The organism is Variovorax defluvii, assembly GCF_039541515.1.
Classification (GTDB): domain Bacteria; phylum Pseudomonadota; class Gammaproteobacteria; order Burkholderiales; family Burkholderiaceae_C; genus Variovorax; species Variovorax defluvii.
This window is the reverse complement of sequence record NZ_BAABGJ010000081.1, coordinates 20373-41406: the sequence shown is the minus strand read 5'-3', so window position 1 is coordinate 41406 and position 21034 is coordinate 20373. Positions and strand designations below refer to the sequence as shown.

Genomic DNA, 21034 nt, shown 5'->3' with positions numbered 1-21034 from the left:
CTGCGTCGACCACTCCACATAGTCCCGCGACCTCCCGGTCGTCGCCCGGCTCGCTACCGAGTCGCCTGATCTGCCCTCTGCCTTCCCGTCGTCGCGATGCCGCGCACTGGACGGCAGGCGCCAGCCATGTCGAAAGGTCTCGCCATGATCCCTCGCTTCATTCTTGCCGTCACCGACTTGTCCCCCCGCGGGAACCACGCGCTGTCTCGCGCGGCCCTGCTCTGCGCGGAGCATGGCGCAGCGCTGACGCTCGTCTACCTTGCCTATCCTGGCGAGGCTGTGCCGGGAGACGCTTCCACCAGGCTGGCGCACCACGCGCTTCAGCTCGGCCAGCGCCATGGCATTCGGGTCCGGGCAGTGAGTCGCCTGAGCTTCAAGGTCGAAGACCTTCTGCCCGAGGCCCGGCGCGCCGACCTGGTCGTCTGGGGCACGGCCCCGGTCAGGGGGCTGCGCGCATTCTTCGCGGGCGAGCCCGTCGAGCAATTCCTTCGGACCGCCAGGCGGCCCGTTCTCGTCGTGCGGCGCGAGGCCGAACGAGACTATCGCAGCCTCATCGTGGCCGTCGACTTCAGCGAGTCGTCACGCGCACTCGTCGACATCAGCTTCGGCCTCGGCAAGTCCGCGGAAGTCGAGCTCTTCCACGCAGTGAGCACGGCCAACGAAGGCAAGCTTCGTCATGCCGAGGTCTCGGAGCAGGCCATCAAGGCCTATCGCGACGCATGCCGGCGCCATGCACAGGACAGGATGTTCTGGCTCACCGATTCCTACGACTCCCGCCGCAATCGCGTGCTGTCCGCGATCAGCCACGGCGATGCCGCGAGGCAAACCGTCGTGCAGCAGCAGAACAGCGGCGCTGAACTCATCGTCGTCGGCAGGCATCCCTCCTCGCGATGGAGCGAGCTCCTCTTCGACAAGACCGCGAGCCGCATCCTCGACCTCTCGGATGCAGACGTGCTCGTGGTCCCGCACGACCACGAGCCGGCATCCAGTGCAGCCGCCGCGCACCGGCTCGCCGCCGACGCCTTGCCCGTGCGCAGAGTCAGAGCCGGTGGCCCCAGGCCGCCGCAGCTGCCTGATCCGGCCGCGGTGAACGGCCGCGCCATCCGAGCCGGTCAGCCCACCACGGCGACCGGCGGACACGGGGCGCCCTTGCCGTCGTTCTGGCTGAGCGCCGCCGCCATGGGCCGCTAGGAGATCCATGGTGGACATTCATGCCATTCTTGCCCTCACGGATTTTTCGGCGCAGGGTGATCGGGCCGTGCTGCGGGCCGCGGCCCTGGCGCAGCAGCGGGGCTGCCTGCTGAAGATCATGTATGCGCCGTCCGATCTTCAGGGGGCCGTCATGACCTCCGACACATCGCCGGTGGCGCACCGACCTCAGACCCTGCGCGGATGAAGCCATGAACCTTGCGTTGCCGTTCCCTCACTTTCGAATTCCCTTTTTCCGCCCGGCTGAACTTCGGGTCGATGTCGATCCATCCAAGGAGCGGGGCGAGTCCCTCGAGTCCATCTACGAGCGTATTCGTACGGCTGGCGGCCCCTTGCACGGCCTGCCGACCTTCGGCCTGCCGGACTCGCACTTCAAGGTGCACGTCCGGGAGAGCGACGGTGAGATCTATGCGTACGTCGAAGACATGCAGCGGCGCTGTCTCGCGGGCTGCACGGTCTTCAGCAGGCTGGTCGAAGTCAGTCGCCGGGCGGATCGTCGCCTGCGTTCACCTCACTCCCGCTACCTGGCGCAGTACCAGAGACGGGGCATCGCGACGGCGGTCTACGACTGGGCGCTCGCGAGCGGGATCTGCCTGATGAGCGGGGCACGCCAGTCGCCGGGCGCGCATGCCCTGTGGCGCCGTCTGGCCCGGCGCCACGAATCCGGCTTTGTTGAGCTTCGCAACAAGCAGCTCACCTACCTGGGCCGTGAGATTGCGGCCGAAGATCTGGACCGGCTGGAGACCCGGATGTTTCTGCTTCCCGAAAAGTGGCCGCTGCCATTGTTCCGCGCGGCGGTCGGGATGCGGGATGCTGTGGGCGATGGCGTTGCAGCTGCGTCGTGAGGTGCGGACAAGGCATCGAGCTTCCCTTTGGAGGTCGCCGGAAGGGCTCGCCTGCGTGAGCTCGTGCCAGTGCTGGAACCGGGTTCACGGGCGCGTTACGTATCGGGGTCATATCGCACAGGAGAGCAAACCCCCATGTCCGCCATCGAATCGCTCCTGGGGCCCAGACCGGGCCCAACCACCGCAAACCCTGCGCCACGCACGCTGCTGCTCGGCGACGACGTCCTCATCCATCTGCATGAAGACGAGCACCGGGAGACCGTGGTGCTCTACAGCGTGCCTGGCCGGGCGGATCAGGCAACGTGGCTCGACGAACTCGAAGAATCCTGGTCCTGCGTACTACGGCACCCCGGGCACGAAGAAGCGACAGCCGCGCTCATCATCGAGCCGTCGACCCGGCAGGTGTTCCTGGCGGACTCCTGGCCGCGTGCCGCCTTGGACTTCGTGACACTGGGCCAGCAGCTGATGGCGCATGCGCAGCGTCATCGCATGTGGCGCGCCGAACTGGAGGCATCGCATGTACTTTAAGGCGGGCGGAAGAGCGGGCATGCCGACCGGCCAGCCGACGAACCACCAGGCTGCCCGGAACAACCCCCAAGGCATGCCGCTGAATGACCTTCACGTCCCTGCGCATCTTGCGGGCACCGTCTATTCGTCCCTCATGCCGCACTACGGCGTCCGCGAATTCCGGCCGCTCCGGCCTGCCGACGTGCCGCTGCGGCCGGAGATACCTCCGGACAGCGAGTCCGACTCTGAAGATCAAGCCTGGGGCGGTCCTGGCGAGGATCAGCGCCAGGAGTGGTACGCACTCGAACCGTACCCGCCCCACCCGCTCTTGCCGGGCTGGCAACTGACGAATCCGCTCCCGCCGAACCCGTTTCCGATGAGCCCGTATCCGCGGAACCAGTACCCGACAAGCCTTGACGTACCGTTCGAGTTTTCCTTGGTTGCGGAACCCGAGCAGCAATACAAGCGGCAGCGCATCGAGACGCCGCCGATATTCGACAAGCCCCCACCGGTGCCGCAACAGCGGATTGCCTCGCAACTGTCAGGCAAACCTGCTTTCGGTGGCAGCCTGCTGCAGGCGCTTCAGGCTGTCAGGCGATCGCTCGAACACAGGCAAGTGGCGCCCATCATCGACGATCTGATCCACCAGGGCACGTACCGCAGGATGGCTGACCATGTGCTGTCGATCCGCGGCTCGAACGCCAAAGGGTTGGGAGAAGCCTTGTTTTCCTGCGCTTTGTCATTGAAGAGGAACGGCTGGACCGACGAAGCGAAGGCGCTCGTCCTGTTGTGCCGAGCGATCGGCTTTGTGCCCGAGGCCGATGATCTCGACGCCTTCATCGCGCTTTTGCCTGGCCAGCGGACGCTGCCCGAAGAGCTCAGCGACCTGCGCGACGCCTGCTTCCAACCGCAGCGCGACCCCGTGCAGCCTGGACAGCGCCCGACCGCCGAGCCTTTGCCGCCTCTGCCTGCGCGAACGATCTCGGTGCGCGGGCAACAGGCAACGTCCGTGCAGGAGCCTGCGCGGGCCCAGCGCCCGCCGCTCACGCTGGATCAGGTCGACGCCATGGCCAAAAGGGCGCTGCGGCTTTACATGCAGAACTGTTCGGTGATTGCGCAGATCGTCGGGCAGCTCGCCCCATTGGACTCGTACATCGCGATGATCGATCATGTCCTGCAGATGGACAGCAGCGCGAGATCAAGCGGTGCAAATGCGCTGCTCGTATGTGCACGGTGGCTCCTTGGCGAAGACATGGCCGATGAGGCGCAACTGATGGGCGTGCTGTTCGCGCTGCTGGGCCGCGTGCCGATAAGCTCCAGTTTGAGGATCGACGACGTCCAAGAGGTGCTCCGTCTCGGCTGGAGACTCCCCCCGGAACTCGACTACCTGGGCGCGTTCCTCCGCGATTGCTGGCCAAAATCCTCCCATTCCAAACGCAATGCGATCTCCAAGATAGTGCATGGCTTCTGCGCGACGGCGCCCGCCACCACCATGCACGTCATCGATCCGCCTGAGCGCGGCGCGCAGACGCCGTCGACGATCGTCCGGTGGCATCACTACAGCCTGAATACTCTGGCCGCCCCGCCCCAATCGCTCGCGAGCAGGATCGACCCGCCTCGTTGCGACCCCGACATCGGAAGCCAGCGTCCGATGGACTTCTCGAATGGGCTCAGGAAAAGCAACGACGCAGTCATTCTCGACGTCATGCCTGGGGCCGATGAGGACGACAGTGATGCGGCCCTGATCGACGCATTGAAGAACCTTGAGCTGAGCGGTTACCTACAGATCCGATGCCGCAATGCGCTCGTCGCGCAAGGTTCGTACACAGCGATGATCCACTACGTTTACGGCCTCGATCGTGAAGGCCGGATCGAGCTGGTCGACCCGCTGGCTGTCTGCGGCCTCATGCTGCTGGATGCCCGCAGGTACAAGCCGGCGAACAGGGTCGGACTGCTTGTGCTGGCGAACAACCGCTTGCCCAGGTGGCGGAAGCTGAGCATCGCCGAGTGGAGGGCACTGCTACCGCCAACCTGGCCCCTGCCCGCGGAGTTCGGGGAACTGCGCACGAACTTGCTCGAACAGTGGAAAACGACATCCGCAGTGGCTCCACGGCGTGTGGTTGCAGAGCTCGTACACGAGCGGTACGGCGATCGTCATGATGCCAACTGAAGGCCCCCGATCGTTCGGCCTTCTTCGTCCTTGGCGTTGAGCCAGATGGGCTGGGATTCGGGGTACTCGCCGACGAAGGTGTAGTTGAAGTGGCGCAGGCGGCGGCCGAGCTCGCCGGAGCGGACTTCGTCTTGGGTTGCTTCGGTGATGGTCCAGTGGGTCACGGGGCTCGGCTCGGTTCAGGGAGTCGTCGCGATGATGGGCCAAGCCGCGGTTCACGACTGCAGATTTTCTTGAGGCAACCGAGACTTTGTACCTTACGTCGATCGTCGAGAGTTGCCAACAATCGCCACTCCCCCGACAACAACGACAGGCATTGACCGTGTTGACGAACAAGAACAGAGGACGCCCCGCAAAGATCATCGCGCTCGTCACCGCAGCAGCCCTCGCATCGAGCGGCTGCAGCACGATGGTTGCGTACTCGGCCAAACCCAACGAGCCGATCCAGACCTTGAAGTACACACAGGGCATCGGGACCGTCACCGAGAAGAGTGAGGCCAACGAGATCTTCATGTACCCGACGTTCAGGACGCAGGGTATGACGATGCCGACCTTCACCATCGGCTACGCCAACAATGGCAGCGAAGCCGTCAACTTCACGACGGACAACGTCAAGGCATTCTTCCGCGGCCAGCCGGTTCCGATCTACACCTACACCGAGCGAATCGCTGAGATTCAGAGCGAGAAGCGAAGCCAGCAGATCGCGCTCGCCATCGTCGGTGGCTTGGCGGCGGGTGCCGCTGCGTATGGGGCCTCGCGCCAGACCTATCGCTCGAACTACTCCGGCTTTGTGTCCGGGCGCGGTGGCGTCACGACCTTCGCCGGGACCAGCACCGTTCGCGTCTACGACCCGCTGGCCGGCATCGTGGCTGGGGCGGCCGTCGGAGGCGCTACGGGGCTCGGCATCCGGCAGCTTGAGTACAACGCCCAGAATCAGGAGATGGCGGCCAACTCGATACTGCAAGCGAATACGGTTGATCCGCTTCATATGGTCACGGGCGATCTCGTGTTGAAGGGCTGCTGCGATCCGTATTCGAGACCTGATGATGCGATTCGTTTTGAGGTCACTGCGAATGGGAGAACCGCGGTTTTCGAGTTTGCGCGGGTGAAGGTTTCGCAATAGGGTGGGGCGGATGTCGGCGGAACGGCGGCTAGGGACTGCGAGCGGTCAGTCGGGCAGTGTGACTTGAACTTCTCTTGTCGGCCATGAGCAGCCGGTCGCGAGTCCAACTCGCTACGACTGTTCCACACTGGCTGCTGTCGGTCGAATGTTTTCCGGCGAACGACGGAGATCGCCGATACCTGACGTCCGCGCCTTTCTTTGCGACTGACTGGTCTAGTCTGGAACTTGACTTCGGGATCCTCTTCCGCGGATCGGCGGGCGACTGGACGGCGACAGTGACCGGAGCGGGTGAAGCAATCTGGCCGCGTCGCATCGAATGGCTGCTTGCATCAGCGCCGGATGGTGGTTCGGGCCCATTGCCGTCGACCAGCTCACGGAGGCCAATGGCGGGAGCGCCGCGCGAGCTGCCGGTGGCAGTTGTCGGGCGTCCTAACGCTCACCGTCGTCAAGCCGTCGTTCGACGCAGTCACCGATGCCGTCCCGAGCGGCAGCTATGCGAGGTTCAGCTGCCCTCTCGCTGCCGCCAGCTGAATCCCGCCTCACCGATGACTGCTTCCTTCCCGCTCGAAGTCGCGAGCCGTGGAACAAGGGCAAGCTCGTCGGGCAAAAGGCGCCGTTCAAGCTCAAGGACATCTGGGCGCTGCGCGTCCGGCTGCACATGGAAGGCCGGGTTCGCGAATTGGCACTCTTCAACCTTGGCATCGACAGCAAATTGCGCGGATGCGACTTGGCCGGCCTCAAGGTCCGGGACGTGTGCCACGGAGACCAAGTGGCCTCGCGCGCCATGGTTGTTCAGCACAAAACCCAGCGCCCGGTCCAGTTTGAGATCACGCCGGCCGCTCGCGACGCCGTGCAGGCGTGGATCAAGCTCGCTGGGCTGAAGCCGGAGGACTTCCTGTTCCCCAGTCGGCTCCACGGCTCGCCGCATCTCGGTACGCGTCAGTACGCCAGGATCCTTGGGCATTGGGTCGACGAACTGGGCCTGGACCGTGCCGACTACGGAACGCATTCGATGCGACGCACGAAGGCGACGTTGATCTACCGGCGCACCAGGAACCTGCGCGCCGTGCAACTCCTCCTTGGGCACTCCAAGCTCGAGTCGACCGTGAGGTACCTCGGCATTGAGGTCGACGACGCCCTCGAGATCTCTGAGCAGACGGAAATCTGAGCTCCTCGACGGGGGCTGCGCCGGCAGTCGTGTCGGGGCAGCCGCCTCGACTGGCGGCAATGTGGCGCGCGGGTGGATTGGTAGTCCCGGCCAGAAGCGGACTTTGCCTTGACGGTCGCAGCCGTCGGCGCGAACTTCAACGGGTCCGGCATCTTGGCGTTGGTGTAGACATGCGGTGCGATAGTGATCGCCACGTTTCGCCCAGCAAGTGGTAGCCATCGGCGAACGACTGCAGCACCCAATCGGATTCGATGGTCCCTGCGCCATTTGCTGCGAGCGGACGCCAAGATTTCTTGAACCCCGAGAGGGTGTCGCAGGATGTGCAAATCATCAGATGCTGATGCAACAGGCCAAACTTGAGCCCCTTTGGCGACGTGGGTAGACTGCCGCCGGACCCCTTGCATTTCGTCCGAAGGTCAGCGTGATCACGGCTCGCCTCCGGATGCGACTCTCACCATCACCACTTTCTCGAATGTCGCTGGCTCCCTCCACCCCTGTTCCCCTGCACGGCCTGCCCGGGCTCCGCGGTACCGACCACATCGGCCTGACGGTGCCAGACCTCCAGCAGGCCACGGATTTCTTCGTCAACATCATCGGCTGCGAGCAGTTCTACGACGTCGGCCCTTTCGGCGCCGAAGATGACTGGATGGCGGTCCACCTGAACGTGCATCCTCGCGCGGTGGTAAAGAAGCTACGCTTCTTTCGCTGCCGCAACGGCAGCAACTACGAGATCTTCGAGTATTCGTCGCCGGACCAAGCGCAACAGATGCCGAGGAACAGCGACATCGGAGGGCATCACTTGGCACTCTACGTCGACGACATCGCAGCTGCCGTGCGGCATCTGAAGGCCCATGGCATCCGCGTGCTGGGCGAACCGACGGTGCGCACCGCCGGCCCCAGCGCCGGCCAGACCTGGGTCTACTTCCTTTCGCCCTGGGGCCTGCAGTTCGAACTGGTGAGCTTTCCGAACGGGAAAGCCTACGAGCGCGAGACGCCGCGCCGACTGTGGGATACCCGCCATCCAGGCCTGTGAACAGGCGACGATGCATGACCACCGTCTACGAAAAGCGCACCTACTCGGCGACAGTCGGCAAGATGCCCGAGGTGGTCCGCCTGTACAGCACGCTTGGCTGGCCCGCACTGCAGGCCGGCGGGTTCGACAAGAACCTGATCGGCTACTTCACGTCGGATACGGGCGAACTGCATCAACTGGTACACCTGTGGCGCTTCGACAGCGATGAAGACCGCCGCGCATTCTGGAAGCGGCTGTCCGAGAACCAGGCCTTCGGAGAGTTCGCCGCGCAGCTGCGGCCCTTGCTGAAGACGCAGGTCAATCAGTTGCTGCTGGCTGCGCCCTGGGGGCCGCAGCCTTAATCCAGTTGTCAGTCCGCGGTGATCCGGTTGTCCCGGACCACCTTTTCCCAGTTCCTGCTGTCCTGCGCCAGGAACTCTCCGAACTCGGCGGGTGTCCCGCCAGCCGGCACCAGGCCGAGCTCCAGTAATCTGCGGCGGAAGTCGTCTGACGCAATGATCACGGCCGATAGAGCCGCCAGGCGCTGCACCACCTCCGGGGGTGTTCCCTTGGGCGCCAGCAGGCCGTGCCACGAATCGCCCTGGAAGCCGGGCAGTGTCTCCGCCACCGTCGGCGTCTGGGGCAAGGCGTCGAGCCGCTTTGGGCCCGTGACGGCCAAGGCGCGCAGCTTTTTCGACTGCACCATCGGAATGGCCGTGGTGCTCGGCTCCATGAGTGAAGTCACGTCGCCCGACATCACCCCGACCGAAGGACTGTCCTTGTAGGCGACGTGAGTCATCGACGTGCCGGTGGCGTTCAGCAGCCACGCCATGGCGACGTGCGTTCCGTTGCCGACGCCGTAGCTCGCGTAGTTCAGCTTGCCCGGCTCCTTGCGTGCTGCGGCAATGAGGTCGCCGAGGGTTTCGATGCGTGAGTTCGGTGCAACCACGATGACGTAGGGCACCGACAGCACGCGGACGACCGGCACGAAGTCACTCGACCTGTAGGGCACCGACTTGAAGATGAACGGATTGATCGAGAAACTGTTGACTGCGTAGAGCAATGTGTAGCCGTCCGGTGCCGCCGTCGCCACGGCCTGCGAGCCGATGATGGTTGCGCCGCCCGGCTTGTTCTCGATCACGACGGCCTGCCCCGTGGCCTTCGCGATCTTTTCGCTCCACAGCCGGGCGACCACGTCGGGTGAGGAACCAGGTCCGAAAGGCACGACCACGCGGATCGGCTTGCTTGGATACGTCGACTGCGCCAGCGCAGCTTGCGGACATGATGCCACCGTTAGGCAGGTCATCACCGTAGCGACGATGAACTGCCGTCGATGAGCCATTGTTGAGAGGGGCGCGTGCGGCATCGTGGGAGCTGCTGCTTGTCTCATCATGTTTTCCTTGCTGTGGCGTGTCATCGGGCTACGCGTGCTCAGATCGGCGGCGTGGTGAGTTCGCGCGCCGCCGAGCGATCGATCGGGCATCCGGCAGCACTCGGGACTGCAGCACAGGCGAGGCCGGCATTCGGATGTCGGGCGTGGCAAAGTGGCGGTCCTTGCACGTACTGGCCAGCCAGTTCGTGCAGGCGCGGTACCACCGCGGCGCCACATCCGCCGGGCCTTGAACCGCGTGCCCATTGGTCGACTTAGCCTAGATGCTCGACGTTCCCGCAAACCGACAGGCTCTGGCCGCTGATGGCCGAACCGGCAGGCGAGCAGATGAACAGGATTCTGTTGGGCAACATCGTCGACCGTGACCATGCGGCGCAGGGAGACCTTGGACAACAACCGCTGCCGCATGGCTTCGTGCTCGATGTCCAATGACGCCGCCTTGGCGGCGATCACACGCTCCTGTCTGTCCCCCGCTACCACGCCGGGCAGAATGGCATTGACCCGGATGTTGGAAGGGCCCAGTTCCATGGCCCGGGTATGCGTCATCCCGATCACGCCGAACTTCGTTGCCGAGTAGGGCGTGCGCAGCGGAAACCCGAGGCGCCCGGCGGCGGAGGACATGTTGACGATGGAGCCGCCGCGGGCCGCCTTCAGGATGGGGACCGCCCGCCGGGCGCAGAGGAAGGCGCCGGTCAGGTTCACCGCGAGGGTCTGGTTCCAGTCCTCCAGCCGGGTGTCTTCCAGCGCTGTCGTAGGCCCCGCCACGCCTGCGTTACTGACCAGCACGTCCGCCCCATCGCCCGGCCACCAGGTCGAACATCGCGTCCACCGGGCGGCATCGGTGACATCGGTGTGCGAGTGCGTCAGCCCTGGCCACCTGGCGCTCGCTGCGGCCAGCAGCGGGGCATCGGCGTCGCACACGTGCACCTGCGCGCCACCCTTGGCAAACGCCTCCGCAATGCCCAGGCCAATGCCCTGAGCCGCTGCAGTGACCAGCACCCGCAGGCCCTTCACGCCTTCATTCATTGCAAGACTCCATGTTCATCCGGGTTGGCCGGCGCGCATTCAGCCGGCCCCTTCTTCCTGTCGTCGCTGGTGCGCCCGCAAGGCCATCAGGCGCTGGTCGCGCCAGCGGCCACGCTCTGCCAGTTGGTCCTCCGGCAACACCTGGCGCCGTTCCAGTTCGATCTTCGCCATGACTTTGGGCGACCAGCCGTTCGCGCCTTGGGTCTTGCCCACCGCCGAGTAGGTCTCCCCGTAGCGCGCGGCGTAGTCGATGACGCCCTTGGGCGCGTTCAGGTCGATGGTCTCGAGAGGCCCCATGAACGACCACCGCAGACCGAGCCCGTACTTCATGACCTTGTCCAGGTCGGCCGTGCTGGCAAAGCCTTGCTCGAAAAGATTGAGCACCTCGTTGAGCACTGCCCCCTGGATGCGGTTCAGCAAAAAGCCGTGGATCTCCCGCCGGACCAGCACCGGCTGCTGCCCAACGCTGGTGAAGATGGACATGGCCTGATTCACACACTCGGGCGAGGTCCACGGTGCAGGGCACACCTCCACGAGCGGCACTAAGTTCGGCGGGTTCGTCGGATGAGCCACCAGGCACCGGTGACGGCCCGGCACGGACTCCGTGAAGCTGGACGCCGGTAGCCACGACGTCGAACTGGCCAGCACCGCATCGGGCGGACACAGGGCGTCGAGTTCGGTGAAGACCTGGCGCTTGAGCTCGAGTGTCTCCGGTATGTTCTCCACGGCGAGTTTGCTTCCTGTGCAGGCACGCTCCAGGGAATCGGTGGGCAAGATGCGCGATGCCACCGCAGCGGGCGACTCGTCGAGCAGGCCTGCCTCCGCCATGTCGGACAGCGTGGTCGACACGCGCTGAAGCGCCACTCCGGCCTGGGCCATGCTCCTGCTGTACAGGCGAACCTGCCAGCCGGCACGCGCGAAGACGATGGACCAGGCGCGACCGATCATGCCCGATCCGATGATCGCCGCCTGCGACGGGTGAACTTGGTTGGACATCGTATTCTCCTGTAGCCCCAAGCGGGTCAGTCCGCCTGGATGTTGTTGTCCTTGACGATTTTTCCGAACATCGCGTAGTAGTCGCGATCGTGGGACCTGCTGCTTTCTCATCATGTATTGCTTGCTGTAGCGTGTCATCAGGCTACGCGCGCTCAGATCGGCGGCGAGGTGAGTTCGGCCGCCGCGCGAGGAGCCGAGTGCCACGCAAGAAGCTTCCCACCTTCTCGGTCGATTCGTGGTAAGCGCCGACCGTCGCGGTGGAAAAGCGTCAGCGCCTGAACTCAGAAAGCTTAGACACTCCCAGGGCGGGCCATTGCGAGAGACGGGCCGACCTGGTGAGCGCGGCCTACGACAGCAATCACTTCAGCACGATCGGGTTAATCGGCGAGCCGACTGCCCCGGTGATGGGCAGGGGCGGCGCACAGAAGAGGAACTCATACACGCCGTCTTCCAAGCAGTCGTCGGCCAGTTCCTTCAGGTTGAAGATCTCGCCCATGGTGATCCCGATCTTCGGGATCACGACCCAATGCCACGGCTGGTTCGTCTCCCGGACCTCGCCCGGCCGCACTTCGCAGCCCCAGGTATCGGCGCAAATGGCAGCGATCTGGCGTTCATGGATCCACGCCGCCGTCTCGAACCGCAGGCCAGGAGCGTCCCCGCCAGCGTATTTATCCCAGTTCCCGCGCGCCAGACGCTCCTCCATCTGTCCAGTCCGGACGATGACGAAGTCGCCTCGCCGAATTTCCACCTTCTGGTGTTTCGCACAGCCATCCAGGTCAGCGTTGCTGATTCCGTACCCGTCGCACAGATAGTCACCTCCCTTGAACCGGGCAACGTCCAGAAGCACCCCGCGGCCCACCATGCGGGACCGGGTCTTCTCGATGCCATTCTTCTTCGCACCCGCAGAATCGACCAGCCGCGCTTCGTATCCGTTCCACATCTTGTCGCCGTAGAACACGTGACCGAGTGCATCCCACTGGGTCCCGCACTGCAATGGCATTGACACCATGTCGTCGGCATACCGAACGCCACCCGCATCCTGGACACCTGCAACAGCGTCCGTGCCCGTGGCAAGCATCGTATGAATGGGATTGAAGCGTCCACCCCATCCGGTCGTTTGGGGGCCGAAGAGGTTGAAGTCCAGTCCAAGGGAAATAGCCTTGCCCTTGCGAACCAGCGCTGCGGCCGCTCTCAATTCTTCGGGACCGACGTAGTTGAGGGTGCCGAGTTCATCGTCGGGCCCCCACTTGCCCCAGTTGGATACGCGCTCGGCCATCGCCTCAACGTCGGCGCGCGTGAGGCCTCGATCGAGCTCGTTGGCGCGGATGCCACGCAGATGTTCACTAGAAGTTCTTTCCATTCATATCTCCAATTTGCACCCCATCGTGGGGCAATGCGAATCTGTTCTCGGAACGCCGGGGGCCGACGTTCCGAATCGGACATTCGGTTACCGTACGGTCTGTCTACTGGACCCGGATGTTGTTCTCGCGAACCAACTGCTGGAATGCGCGGGATTCCTGTTCGAGGACCTTTGCGAATTCCGCCGGCGTGTTGCCTACCGGGATCAGCGAGGATTCGCGCAAGCGCCTCTGAAATTCTTCCGAGCCGGTGACCGACTGCGACGCGGCGACGAGAGTCGCAACGACGTCAGACGGCGTGCCATTCCGGACGAACAGTCCTTGCCAGGAGTCGGCCGCAGCGAAATTTGGCACCAGCTCTGGAAGCGTGTACACCTCCGGCAGCAGTTCAAGGCGAGTGGCGCTTGAAACCGCCAAGGCGCGAAGCTTCCCTGCCTGAATCAAAGGCAGGGCCACCGTACTGGACTCGAAGGACACGTCCACAGCGCCGCCCATCACGTCCCCCACACCCCCGTCCTTGTATGGGACGTGGGTCATTTCGATGCCGATCGACCGCATGAGACGGACCATTGCGACATGCGTACTCTGACCTATGCCCAGGCTGGCGAAGTTCATCGACTCGGGCCGCTTGCGAGCCCGCTGCACCATTTCCTGAAAGGAGTTGATGCCCGAACCTGCCCCGGTGATGAGCACCATCGGAACCCCGCAGATCTGGCTGACCGGCACGAAGTCAGACGGCTTGTAGGGAAGAGACGGAAAGACGAACGGATTGATCGAGAAGGTGTTCTGGACCGTGTACAGCAGCGTGTATCCATCAGCGGGAGCAGTAGCAACGGCTTGGGTGCCGATGACCGAAGTTGCTCCGGGGCGGTTGTCGATGATGATGGTTCCACCCAGATGGCGCCCCATCGCGTGCGCCCAAACTCGGGCAATCGCGTCAGGCGAGGTTCCGGGCGGGAACGGCACGACCGTCTTGATCACCTTGCTGGGATACCTACTTTGCGACCAGGCGGCTGACATCATCGAGCCCATGGTGCCTAAAAACGCAGCTCCAGCGACCTTCAACAGGTGACGTCTGGCTTCGATCAATGGGAACCTCTTTTCAAAACGTTCTCCTTTAGTTGAGTCCGGCTTAATTACTCAGTCGTATGAATAGTTAGTTTGCGAGCTGATCGGGCGTATTCCATCCGTACTTACCCTAAGAGGCGCAGATGACCCGGTCCGCCAAGCGGGGCGTCATTCGTAGCGACACCGTGCTTTGCCCTCAAGAGAGTGGGACCGCGAAAGAGGATCAAGGCGCGCATCAGGCCAGCATCGAAAGCGTCGAGGCAGGGCGGCTGAACGTGGAGCAGGCGGGCAAAACCATGGGGCAGATCGGCTCGCGGTCGGCTGGTCAGCAGCATCGTCAGCGAGAACAGCAATGCCGCGCCGAGCAGGCCACCAGCATCGAGCACGTCGCGCAGTCGGTGGCGCACCTTGGGGAAGACCACATGGCAGAACCGGGCGCTCGCCGAGCAGAGCCGGGGTGCCGCGGAAAGGCTCAGACGCTAGGCCGGCCAGCTCGTGGAGGCGGTGTCGACGTTCCGGCCCGCTTGGGCCTCTCGCAAGGGCGACCCTGGTAGAAGCCCTAATGCTCGCCAGTCCGCGTTAATTCATCATTCGACCAATTTAATACCGAAGGTCAGTGATGGGATACACGATCGAATGCGTCTTCCAGTGCGACAACCACCTGGGCGAAGGGCCGGTCTGGGACGCTGACAACGGCCTCCTCTACTGGCTGGACTGCACCGGCCGTAGGGTGGGCAAGCCCTCGATCTGGCAGCTCGACCCGCGCAGCGGCGCCACGCGCCACTGGTCGCTGCCAATGGATGTCGGGGCCATGGCATTGCGTACACACGGCGGTGCCGTGCTGGCAGCCAGCGACGGCTTCTACCTGTTCGACTTCGACACCGGCGAGTGCGAAGTGGTGCACCGGGTGGATACTCACGGCGGGCGCGTGCGGCTGAACGATGGCAAGTGCGACCGGCGCGGGCGCTTCTTCGCCGGCGGCATGGACGACGAGGAGGAACTCGCCGTCTGCAGCCTGTACCGGCTGGATCCCGACTTCCGCGTCACCGAAGTCGACCGGGACATCATCTGCTCGAACGGTCCGTGCTGGAGCCCGGACGATCGCACCTTCTATTTCGCCGACTCTTTCAAGCAGGCCCTGTACCGCTACGACTTCGACATCGAAAGCGGAACGCTGTCCAACAAGCGTGACTTTGCCAGCACCAGCGGCGACGCGGGGCTGGCCGATGGGTCCACGGTCGATGCCGAAGGGTGCGTGTGGAACGCCCAGGTCATTTCGGGCGACCTGATCCGCTACACGCCCGACGGCGCCCTCGAGCGCCGCATCGGCATGCCGGTGCGCAACATCACCAGCGTCATGTTCGGCGGCGACCGGCTGGACGAGATCTACGTCACGTCGATGGGCCGGGTCTCGCATCCCAAGACTCACGATCATTTCGCCGTCGAAGCCAAGCCGCAGTTCTCGGCCGGGGCCCTGTTCCGCATCAAGGGACTGGGCATTCGTGGTTTGGTGGAACCCAAGTTCGCGGGCTGACCCGCCCGCACGTCACGCCTTCCCTTCGTGGACCAACAACTGGAGACAGGATGAAACCCGCACCGTTCGAATACTCGCGACCGGACACCGTGGAGGCTGCCATCACCCTGTTGGCGCAGGGCAATGGCGACGCCAAGGTGCTGGCAGGCGGCCAGAGCCTTGTGCCAATGATGAACCTGCGCCTCGCCCAGCCGGGCATCCTGGTGGACGTGAACCGCATCCCTGGGCACGACTACGTGCGGCGGCAGGGGAATGAACTCATCATCGGGTTCCTGGCGCGCCACGAGGACGTCAAACAGTCGAAGGTTGTGCGCGAGGCATGCCCGCTGATCACCGCGGCCTACGAGTTCGTCGCCCACGGAACCATCCGCAACCGCGGAACCTTGTGCGGCAACCTGTGCCACGCCGATCCGTCCTCGGAAATGCCGGCGGTGATGCTGGCGTTGGGGGCGATGATGGAAGTCCAGGGGCCTGCGGGCACACGGCAAGTGCCGGCGGCACAGTTCTTCATCGGCCTGTACGAGACGGCCCTGCGCAGCGACGAGATGCTGGTGCAGTTGCGCATTCCCGTCGCCCCTGCGGGGCAGGGCTGGGGCTTCCACGAAGTCAGCACCCGCAAGGGTGACTTTGCCTATGTGTGCGTCGGTGCGCTGCTGACGGTGCAGGGCTGTCGCATCGCGACGGCGGCCGTGTGTGCTGCCGGTATCGGAGGGCGTGCGGTCCGGCTCGACTCCGTCGAACGCAGCCTGGTCGGGCAGCCGGCCGCCGAGCAGACCTTCCAGCGCGCCGGCGAAGAAGCCCGGCGCAACGTCTCGCCCAGCGGCGACCTGATGGTCTCCGGCGAGTACCGCAGCGAACTCATCGAAGTGCTCACGCGCCGTGCGCTGGCCGATGCGGCCGGTCGCGCAAATTGACCGAACCGTCCGAAGGAGACAAGTCCATGAAACCGGTCAAGATCGACTTCTGTCTGAACGGGCGGCAACGGAAAGCGGAGGTGCCGCCCCGTCTGCTGCTCAGTGATTTCCTGCGCCATCAGGTGGCGCTGCCGGGCACCCATGTCGGCTGCGAGCACGGCGTGTGCGGTGCCTGCACGACGATGGTGGACGGGCGCACGGTGCGCTCCTGCCTGACCTTTGCGGCGCAGATCGACGGCTGCAACGTGCACACCGTCGAGAGCCTGGGCACGGCCAACGCGATGCACCCGATCCAGCAGGCCTTCCACGAAGAACATGGCCTGCAGTGCGGCTTCTGCACGCCTGGCATGTTGATGGTCGCCAAGGAACTGCTCGACCGCAATGACTCGCCCACCGAGGAAGACGTGCGCGAGGCCATCTCGGGCAACCTGTGCCGCTGCACGGGCTACCAGAACATCGTCGCGGCCGTGATGTCGGCCGCTGCCAAGCTCCGTGCTGCCAAGGAGACCACGTGATGAAGAGCCCCCACCTGGCCGACAACATCATTCCGCCCAGCCGGCAGCGGGAGCCGGCGCGTTCCGGCGCGAAGTGGATCGGCAAGAGCATTCCGCGCGTCGAAGACCCCAAGCTGCTGACCGGCAAGGGGCGCTACATCGACGACCTGAGCGTGCCGAACATGGCGCACGCAGCGGTGCTGCGCAGCCCGCACGCACACGCCCGAATCGTGAGCATCGACAAGAGCCGTGCAGAGGCGCTGCCGGGCGTCATCGCAGTGATCACCGGGCGCGAACTGCACGAGGTTGCGGTCAGCGCGGTGTCGTTCGCCAGTCCCCCGATCACCCAGCACCCGATGGCGATCGAGAAGGTGCGGCACGTCGGCGAGGTGGTGGCCGCGGTCGTAGCGGACGACCGCTACATCGCCGAGGACGCGGTCGACCTGATCGAGGTCGAGTACGAGGTCCTGCCTGCCAACAGCGACCCCGAGCAGGCGATGCTCGCTACCGGCGACGCCATCATCCACCCCACCGAGCGGGCTTCCAACGTGGCCTATGACGAGTCCTTCGACTGGGGCCCGGTGCAGGATGACTTCGCCAAGGCCGATCTGGTGGTGCGGCGGCAGATGGTGTGGGGCCGGGCTGCGGGCACGCCGATCGAGACATGCGGCGCCATCGCCGAGTACGACGACGCGAACGGCTACACCGTCACGAGCAACAGCGCCTTCGGCAACTTCATCCCGTGGGTGATCGCCGGCTGCCTGAAAGTAAACCCGACCAAGTTGAAGCTCGTGGGCGTGACCAATGGCGGCAGCTTCGGGACCAAGGTGCTGCTGCACAAAATCATCATCATGACCGCCGGCCTGGCGCGCCTGTCCGGGCGTCCGGTGAAGTACATCGAAGACCGCCTCGAGCACTTCCTGAACTCCGATGGCCATGGGCCGGATCGCCGCTACGACGCCGAGCTGGCGCTCAAGCGAGACGGCACGATGCTGTCGTTTCGCTTCAAGGTGGTCGACGACTACGGCGCCTACCTGCACTTCAGCGTCGGCACCAACGGCAACCCGCTCGCGCAGGTGGTCGGGCCATACAAGATCAACAGCGTGGGCATGCGACTGATCGCCGTGCTCACCAACAAGTGCCAGCAGGGGCCGTACCGTTGTTTCGGCGCTGAATGCGGCAACTTCGTCATCGAGCGCCTGGTCGACGTGGCCGCGCGCGAGCTGGGCATGGACCGCGAGGAACTGCGGCGCAAGAACATGATCCAGCCGGACGAGTTCCCGTACATGATTCCGACGGGCAACATCTACGACAGCGGCAACTATCAGGCGGTTCTGGACAAGGCCAAGACACTGATCGACCTGCCCGCGTGGCAGGCCCGCCAAGCCGAGGCGCGGGCGCAGGGTCGGCGCATCGGCATCGGCCTGGCAACGTGCCAGGAGCGCAGCGTGTACTCGCCCACCGAGTGGTGGTTCCTGAACCCGGTGAAGACTCCGGGCTTCACGCTGACCAGCGCGCCCGAAGGCGTGCAACTACGCATCGACGGATCGGGCCATATCTACTGCCAGCTCCAGACCCCGTTCATCGGAACCAGTTCCGAGACGATGGTGACGCAGATCCTGTGCGAGCAGTTCGGCGTCGCGCCCACGGACGTCGCGATCGGCTACTCCGACTCGCACACGGGCTTCAATGGGATCGGGTCCAATGGAAGCCGATTCACGGTGATGATCGCCGGGGCATGTGTCACAGCGTCGTACCGGCTGAAGGACCGGCTCAAGCGTTTCGGCGCCCACCTGATGGAGGCCTCCGTCGGAGATGTGGAGGTGGTGGACGGCGCCGTGCGGGTGAAGGGTACCGACCGCACGAAGACGATCGCGGAGATCGCGATCATGGCCAACTTCTTCCGCAAGGCCTTTCCCGACACGCCGGAGTACGACACCGGGCTCGAGACGACGGGCGTCTACGATCATCCAGTGGCCACGGAGCCGCACCCCGAGCGCAAGCACCTGGGGATCTTCTATCCGATCATGGGTCACCAGTGCCACATCGCGGTGGTCGAAGTCGACGAGCAGACCGGCCAGGTCAAGATCCTGGATTACGCCGCAGTGCACGACGCCGGCACGGTCGTCAATCCGCAGACCCTGGACGGCCAGGTCGTGGGCGGTACCGCCAACGGCATCGGCACGGCGTTGATGGAGGAGTTCATCTACGACGCCGAAGGCCAGTTCGTCAACGCGAACTTCGGACAGTTCTGTCTGCCGTCGTCGCACGACGTGCCCCCAATCCGCACGGCCCACCTGCAGACGCCGTCGCCGTTCACGGAGTACGGCATCAAAGGTGGCGGTGAAGGTGGCCGGATGTCGGCGCCTGCCGTGCTGGCCAGCGCCATCGAAGACGCGCTGGCTCCGCTCGGCGTGGAAATCATGCAGGTTCCGGTGCCGCCGCCCCGGCTGCGGTCCCTCATCCGGCAAGCCAAAGGCGCGTGATGATCGAGGGGCTCGTCAGCGGCGCATACACTACGGACTATGGCCACGAGGATGCCGCACACCGACGATGCACCCGGGAGCAGCCGTGCTGCACGGCGAGCCGCAGCCAATCCGATCGGGCGACCGGCCGGCCGAAGTGCCGAGGAGACGCGGCTCACGATCCTCGATCATGCGGAGGGACTCTTCGCCGATGGGGGCTACGACGGCAGTTCAATTCGCGACATTGCCGCGCGTGCAGGCGTGCAGGCAGCTGTGGTGGGTTACCACTTCGGCAGCAAGGACGAGCTTTTCGAGACAGTCGTCGGCCGGCGTCTGTCGGTGCTGAACTCGCAGCGCGGCCAGATGCTGGCGGAGGCGCTGGCAGTGCGCGGCGGACGCCCGCTGCCGCTGGACACGCTGATCATCTGCTACGTGAAGCCCTTCATCGAGGCGACCAGCCACGGCGACCAGGGTTGGCGGAACTTCGCGACGCTGATGGGGCGATTGGCCAACTCGCCCCGTGGAGTGGACGTCATCGAGCGGCACACAAACGATGTGGCGCGCAGCTACCTCGCCGAGTTCGCCCGAGCGCTGCCCGACCTGCCGCAGGAGAGCCTGGTCGACGGCTTCCTCTACATGGTCTCGGCCATGTTGTTCGTCAGCGCGAATACGGGTCGCTGGGAGCGCATCTTGAATCAGCCGCCGGCCAAGCCTCGCGAGCCGGACGAGATCCTGGCGCATCTGGTGCCGTTCATCGCCGGCGGTTTCAAGGCGCTGCGCGTCGCTGCCCGGGACTGAAGTTCCCGGCCTGCGGCGCCGCGCGCTCTTGCGCGGGCCGGCTCGCGCACCTGTTCTCGTGCTCCCTCGGGCCCAGGCTCGCACTGTACCGGTGCGCAGCTAGCGCATCCTGGAGCCGCAGGCTGCCGATCGACCGCCATGCCGAGCGTACACGCTGGCGCGACGCCCGCCTGATGGAGCTACGGGCCCTCAAGGGAGACTTTTTCAACCGAATGAGACCCCGAGGCGCGGACGCCGATGCAAGGGCCACGGAACAAGGAGTTCTCTGAGATGGAAGTGACGATCGACAAGAAGGTGCCGCTGGACGCGGGGATCGAACGTAGCTGGGCCCTGCTGAGCGACGTGCGGGCGGTGGCTGCGTGCATGCCTGGCGCACAAATCACCGAACAGCTGGATGCGCGGCGCTACAAGGGCATGGTGGTCAGCAGGGTGGGGCCGGCGGTGCTCAAGTTCTCCGGCGAGATCGAGGTGCTGTCCATCGACCCAACGCGACGTGAAATCCAGCTGCTCGGCAAGGCCAACGACCAGACGGGATCGTCGGCATCGATGAACCTCACGGCCAGCGTGGTGCCGGGCGACGGACCGGGTCACTCGACGCTGGTCGGCTCGGCGACGATGTCGGTCGGTGGCAAGCTAGCGCAGTTCAGCGGGCGCCTCATCGGCCCGGCCTCGGACGCCATCCTCGTGCAGTTCAGCGACAACTTCCGGGCCGCGGCGGCTAACCAACCAGAGACCGAGACAGAGACCGTGGCCCCGGCGTCGCCGTCCGCCCGACCCCTCAGCGCAACCTCACTGCTGTGGCTGATGGTCCGCCGCTGGTTCAAGCGCCGCTTCCGCTGAGCCCAGGCCTGAGCCGCAGTCGATCCACGGCGTCGAAGGGCGCTAAGCCTGTCGATGCAGATGTCACATGCAGAGTGTGCGTCCCCGGTTTTATGGGCAGGCACTCCTCCATGTTTT

At 64.7% G+C, this 21034-nt stretch carries 21 protein-coding genes and 1 pseudogene; 15 read left to right on the top strand and 7 right to left on the bottom strand.

Annotated features, from left to right (window positions below; genetic code table 11):
• Window positions 1–126: 126 nt before the first annotated feature.
• From ABEA07_RS25695 to ABEA07_RS25675, 5 genes are all read left to right on the top strand, one after another.
• Window positions 127–1191, top strand: coding sequence for a universal stress protein (locus ABEA07_RS25695; RefSeq protein ID WP_345541473.1), 1065 nt, complete (start codon window positions 127–129; stop codon window positions 1189–1191).
• Window positions 1192–1198: 7 nt separating this feature from the next.
• Window positions 1199–1396, top strand: coding sequence for a hypothetical protein (locus ABEA07_RS25690; protein ID WP_345541471.1), 198 nt, complete (start codon window positions 1199–1201; stop codon window positions 1394–1396).
• A 4-nt stretch (window positions 1397–1400) separates the two neighbouring features.
• Entirely contained in the window at window positions 1401–2054 is a 654-nt protein-coding gene (locus ABEA07_RS25685; protein ID WP_345541469.1) for an N-acetyltransferase, read from the top strand.
• A 135-nt stretch (window positions 2055–2189) separates the two neighbouring features.
• Complete coding sequence (locus tag ABEA07_RS25680) at window positions 2190–2582, top strand: hypothetical protein (protein ID WP_345541468.1); 393 nt, start codon at window positions 2190–2192, stop codon at window positions 2580–2582.
• Window positions 2583–2601: 19 nt separating this feature from the next.
• Entirely contained in the window at window positions 2602–4731 is a 2130-nt protein-coding gene (locus ABEA07_RS25675) for a hypothetical protein (protein ID WP_345541466.1), read from the top strand.
• On the opposite strand, the gene ABEA07_RS25670 is transcribed toward ABEA07_RS25675, so the two are convergent.
• Window positions 4716–4895 carry a hypothetical protein gene (locus tag ABEA07_RS25670; RefSeq protein ID WP_345541465.1) on the bottom strand — a complete coding sequence of 60 codons (180 nt, stop codon included), beginning with the start codon at window positions 4893–4895 and terminating at the stop codon, window positions 4716–4718. The genes ABEA07_RS25675 and ABEA07_RS25670 overlap by 16 nt on opposite strands.
• 161 nt (window positions 4896–5056) lie before the next feature.
• Between ABEA07_RS25670 and ABEA07_RS25665 the strand changes: the two genes are divergently transcribed.
• From ABEA07_RS25665 to ABEA07_RS25650, 4 genes are all read left to right on the top strand, one after another.
• Window positions 5057–5854, top strand: coding sequence for a hypothetical protein (locus ABEA07_RS25665; protein ID WP_345541463.1), 798 nt, complete (start codon window positions 5057–5059; stop codon window positions 5852–5854).
• Between the two features lie 493 nt (window positions 5855–6347).
• Window positions 6348–7022: a tyrosine-type recombinase/integrase gene (locus tag ABEA07_RS25660; RefSeq protein ID WP_345541461.1), complete on the top strand. Its 675-nt coding sequence runs from the start codon at window positions 6348–6350 to the stop codon at window positions 7020–7022.
• 472 nt (window positions 7023–7494) lie between these two features.
• Complete coding sequence (locus ABEA07_RS25655) at window positions 7495–8055, top strand: VOC family protein (RefSeq protein WP_345541459.1); 561 nt, start codon at window positions 7495–7497, stop codon at window positions 8053–8055.
• 14 nt (window positions 8056–8069) lie between these two features.
• Window positions 8070–8396, top strand: a complete 327-nt coding sequence (locus tag ABEA07_RS25650) for an NIPSNAP family protein (RefSeq protein WP_345541458.1) — start codon at window positions 8070–8072, stop codon at window positions 8394–8396.
• Between the two features lie 8 nt (window positions 8397–8404).
• Here the strand turns inward: ABEA07_RS25650 and ABEA07_RS25645 are convergent, their stop codons facing one another.
• The 6 genes and pseudogenes from ABEA07_RS25645 to ABEA07_RS25620 all read right to left on the bottom strand — a co-directional run bounded on the left by ABEA07_RS25645 (window position 8405) and on the right by ABEA07_RS25620 (window position 14294).
• Window positions 8405–9751, bottom strand: coding sequence for a Bug family tripartite tricarboxylate transporter substrate binding protein (locus tag ABEA07_RS25645; protein ID WP_345542180.1), 1347 nt, complete (start codon window positions 9749–9751; stop codon window positions 8405–8407).
• Window positions 9679–10450, bottom strand: a pseudogene (locus ABEA07_RS25640) (SDR family oxidoreductase). The gene ABEA07_RS25645 and the pseudogene ABEA07_RS25640 overlap by 73 nt, the downstream one beginning before the upstream one ends.
• A 39-nt stretch (window positions 10451–10489) precedes the next feature.
• Window positions 10490–11446, bottom strand: a complete 957-nt coding sequence (locus ABEA07_RS25635; protein ID WP_425584181.1) for a 3-hydroxyacyl-CoA dehydrogenase — start codon at window positions 11444–11446, stop codon at window positions 10490–10492.
• Window positions 11447–11804: 358 nt separating this feature from the next.
• Window positions 11805–12806 carry a cyclase family protein gene (locus ABEA07_RS25630; protein ID WP_345541455.1) on the bottom strand — a complete coding sequence of 334 codons (1002 nt, stop codon included), beginning with the start codon at window positions 12804–12806 and terminating at the stop codon, window positions 11805–11807.
• A 103-nt stretch (window positions 12807–12909) separates the two neighbouring features.
• On the bottom strand, window positions 12910–13893 hold the full coding sequence (locus tag ABEA07_RS25625) for a Bug family tripartite tricarboxylate transporter substrate binding protein (protein ID WP_345541454.1): 984 nt from the start codon (window positions 13891–13893) through the stop codon (window positions 12910–12912).
• Window positions 13894–13997: 104 nt separating this feature from the next.
• Window positions 13998–14294, bottom strand: coding sequence for a hypothetical protein (locus tag ABEA07_RS25620; RefSeq protein WP_345541453.1), 297 nt, complete (start codon window positions 14292–14294; stop codon window positions 13998–14000).
• A gap of 197 nt (window positions 14295–14491) precedes the next feature.
• On the opposite strand from ABEA07_RS25620, the gene ABEA07_RS25615 reads away from it, so the two are divergent.
• From ABEA07_RS25615 to ABEA07_RS25590, 6 genes are all read left to right on the top strand, one after another.
• Window positions 14492–15406: an SMP-30/gluconolactonase/LRE family protein gene (locus ABEA07_RS25615; RefSeq protein WP_345541452.1), complete on the top strand. Its 915-nt coding sequence runs from the start codon at window positions 14492–14494 to the stop codon at window positions 15404–15406.
• 50 nt (window positions 15407–15456) lie between these two features.
• A complete protein-coding gene (locus ABEA07_RS25610) occupies window positions 15457–16320 on the top strand; it encodes an FAD binding domain-containing protein (protein WP_345541451.1) in 864 nt (287 codons plus the stop codon).
• A 26-nt stretch (window positions 16321–16346) separates the two neighbouring features.
• Window positions 16347–16835 carry a (2Fe-2S)-binding protein gene (locus ABEA07_RS25605; RefSeq protein ID WP_345541449.1) on the top strand — a complete coding sequence of 163 codons (489 nt, stop codon included), beginning with the start codon at window positions 16347–16349 and terminating at the stop codon, window positions 16833–16835.
• A complete protein-coding gene (locus ABEA07_RS25600) occupies window positions 16835–19300 on the top strand; it encodes a xanthine dehydrogenase family protein molybdopterin-binding subunit (RefSeq protein ID WP_345541448.1) in 2466 nt (821 codons plus the stop codon). The genes ABEA07_RS25605 and ABEA07_RS25600 overlap by 1 nt, the downstream gene beginning before the upstream one ends.
• A 51-nt stretch (window positions 19301–19351) precedes the next feature.
• Window positions 19352–20077 carry a TetR/AcrR family transcriptional regulator gene (locus tag ABEA07_RS25595; RefSeq protein WP_345541447.1) on the top strand — a complete coding sequence of 242 codons (726 nt, stop codon included), beginning with the start codon at window positions 19352–19354 and terminating at the stop codon, window positions 20075–20077.
• Window positions 20078–20347: 270 nt separating this feature from the next.
• The gene (locus ABEA07_RS25590) at window positions 20348–20917 is read left to right on the top strand and encodes an SRPBCC family protein (protein WP_345541446.1); all 570 of its coding nucleotides are present in this window, start codon (window positions 20348–20350) and stop codon (window positions 20915–20917) included.
• Window positions 20918–21034: the final 117 nt, after the last annotated feature.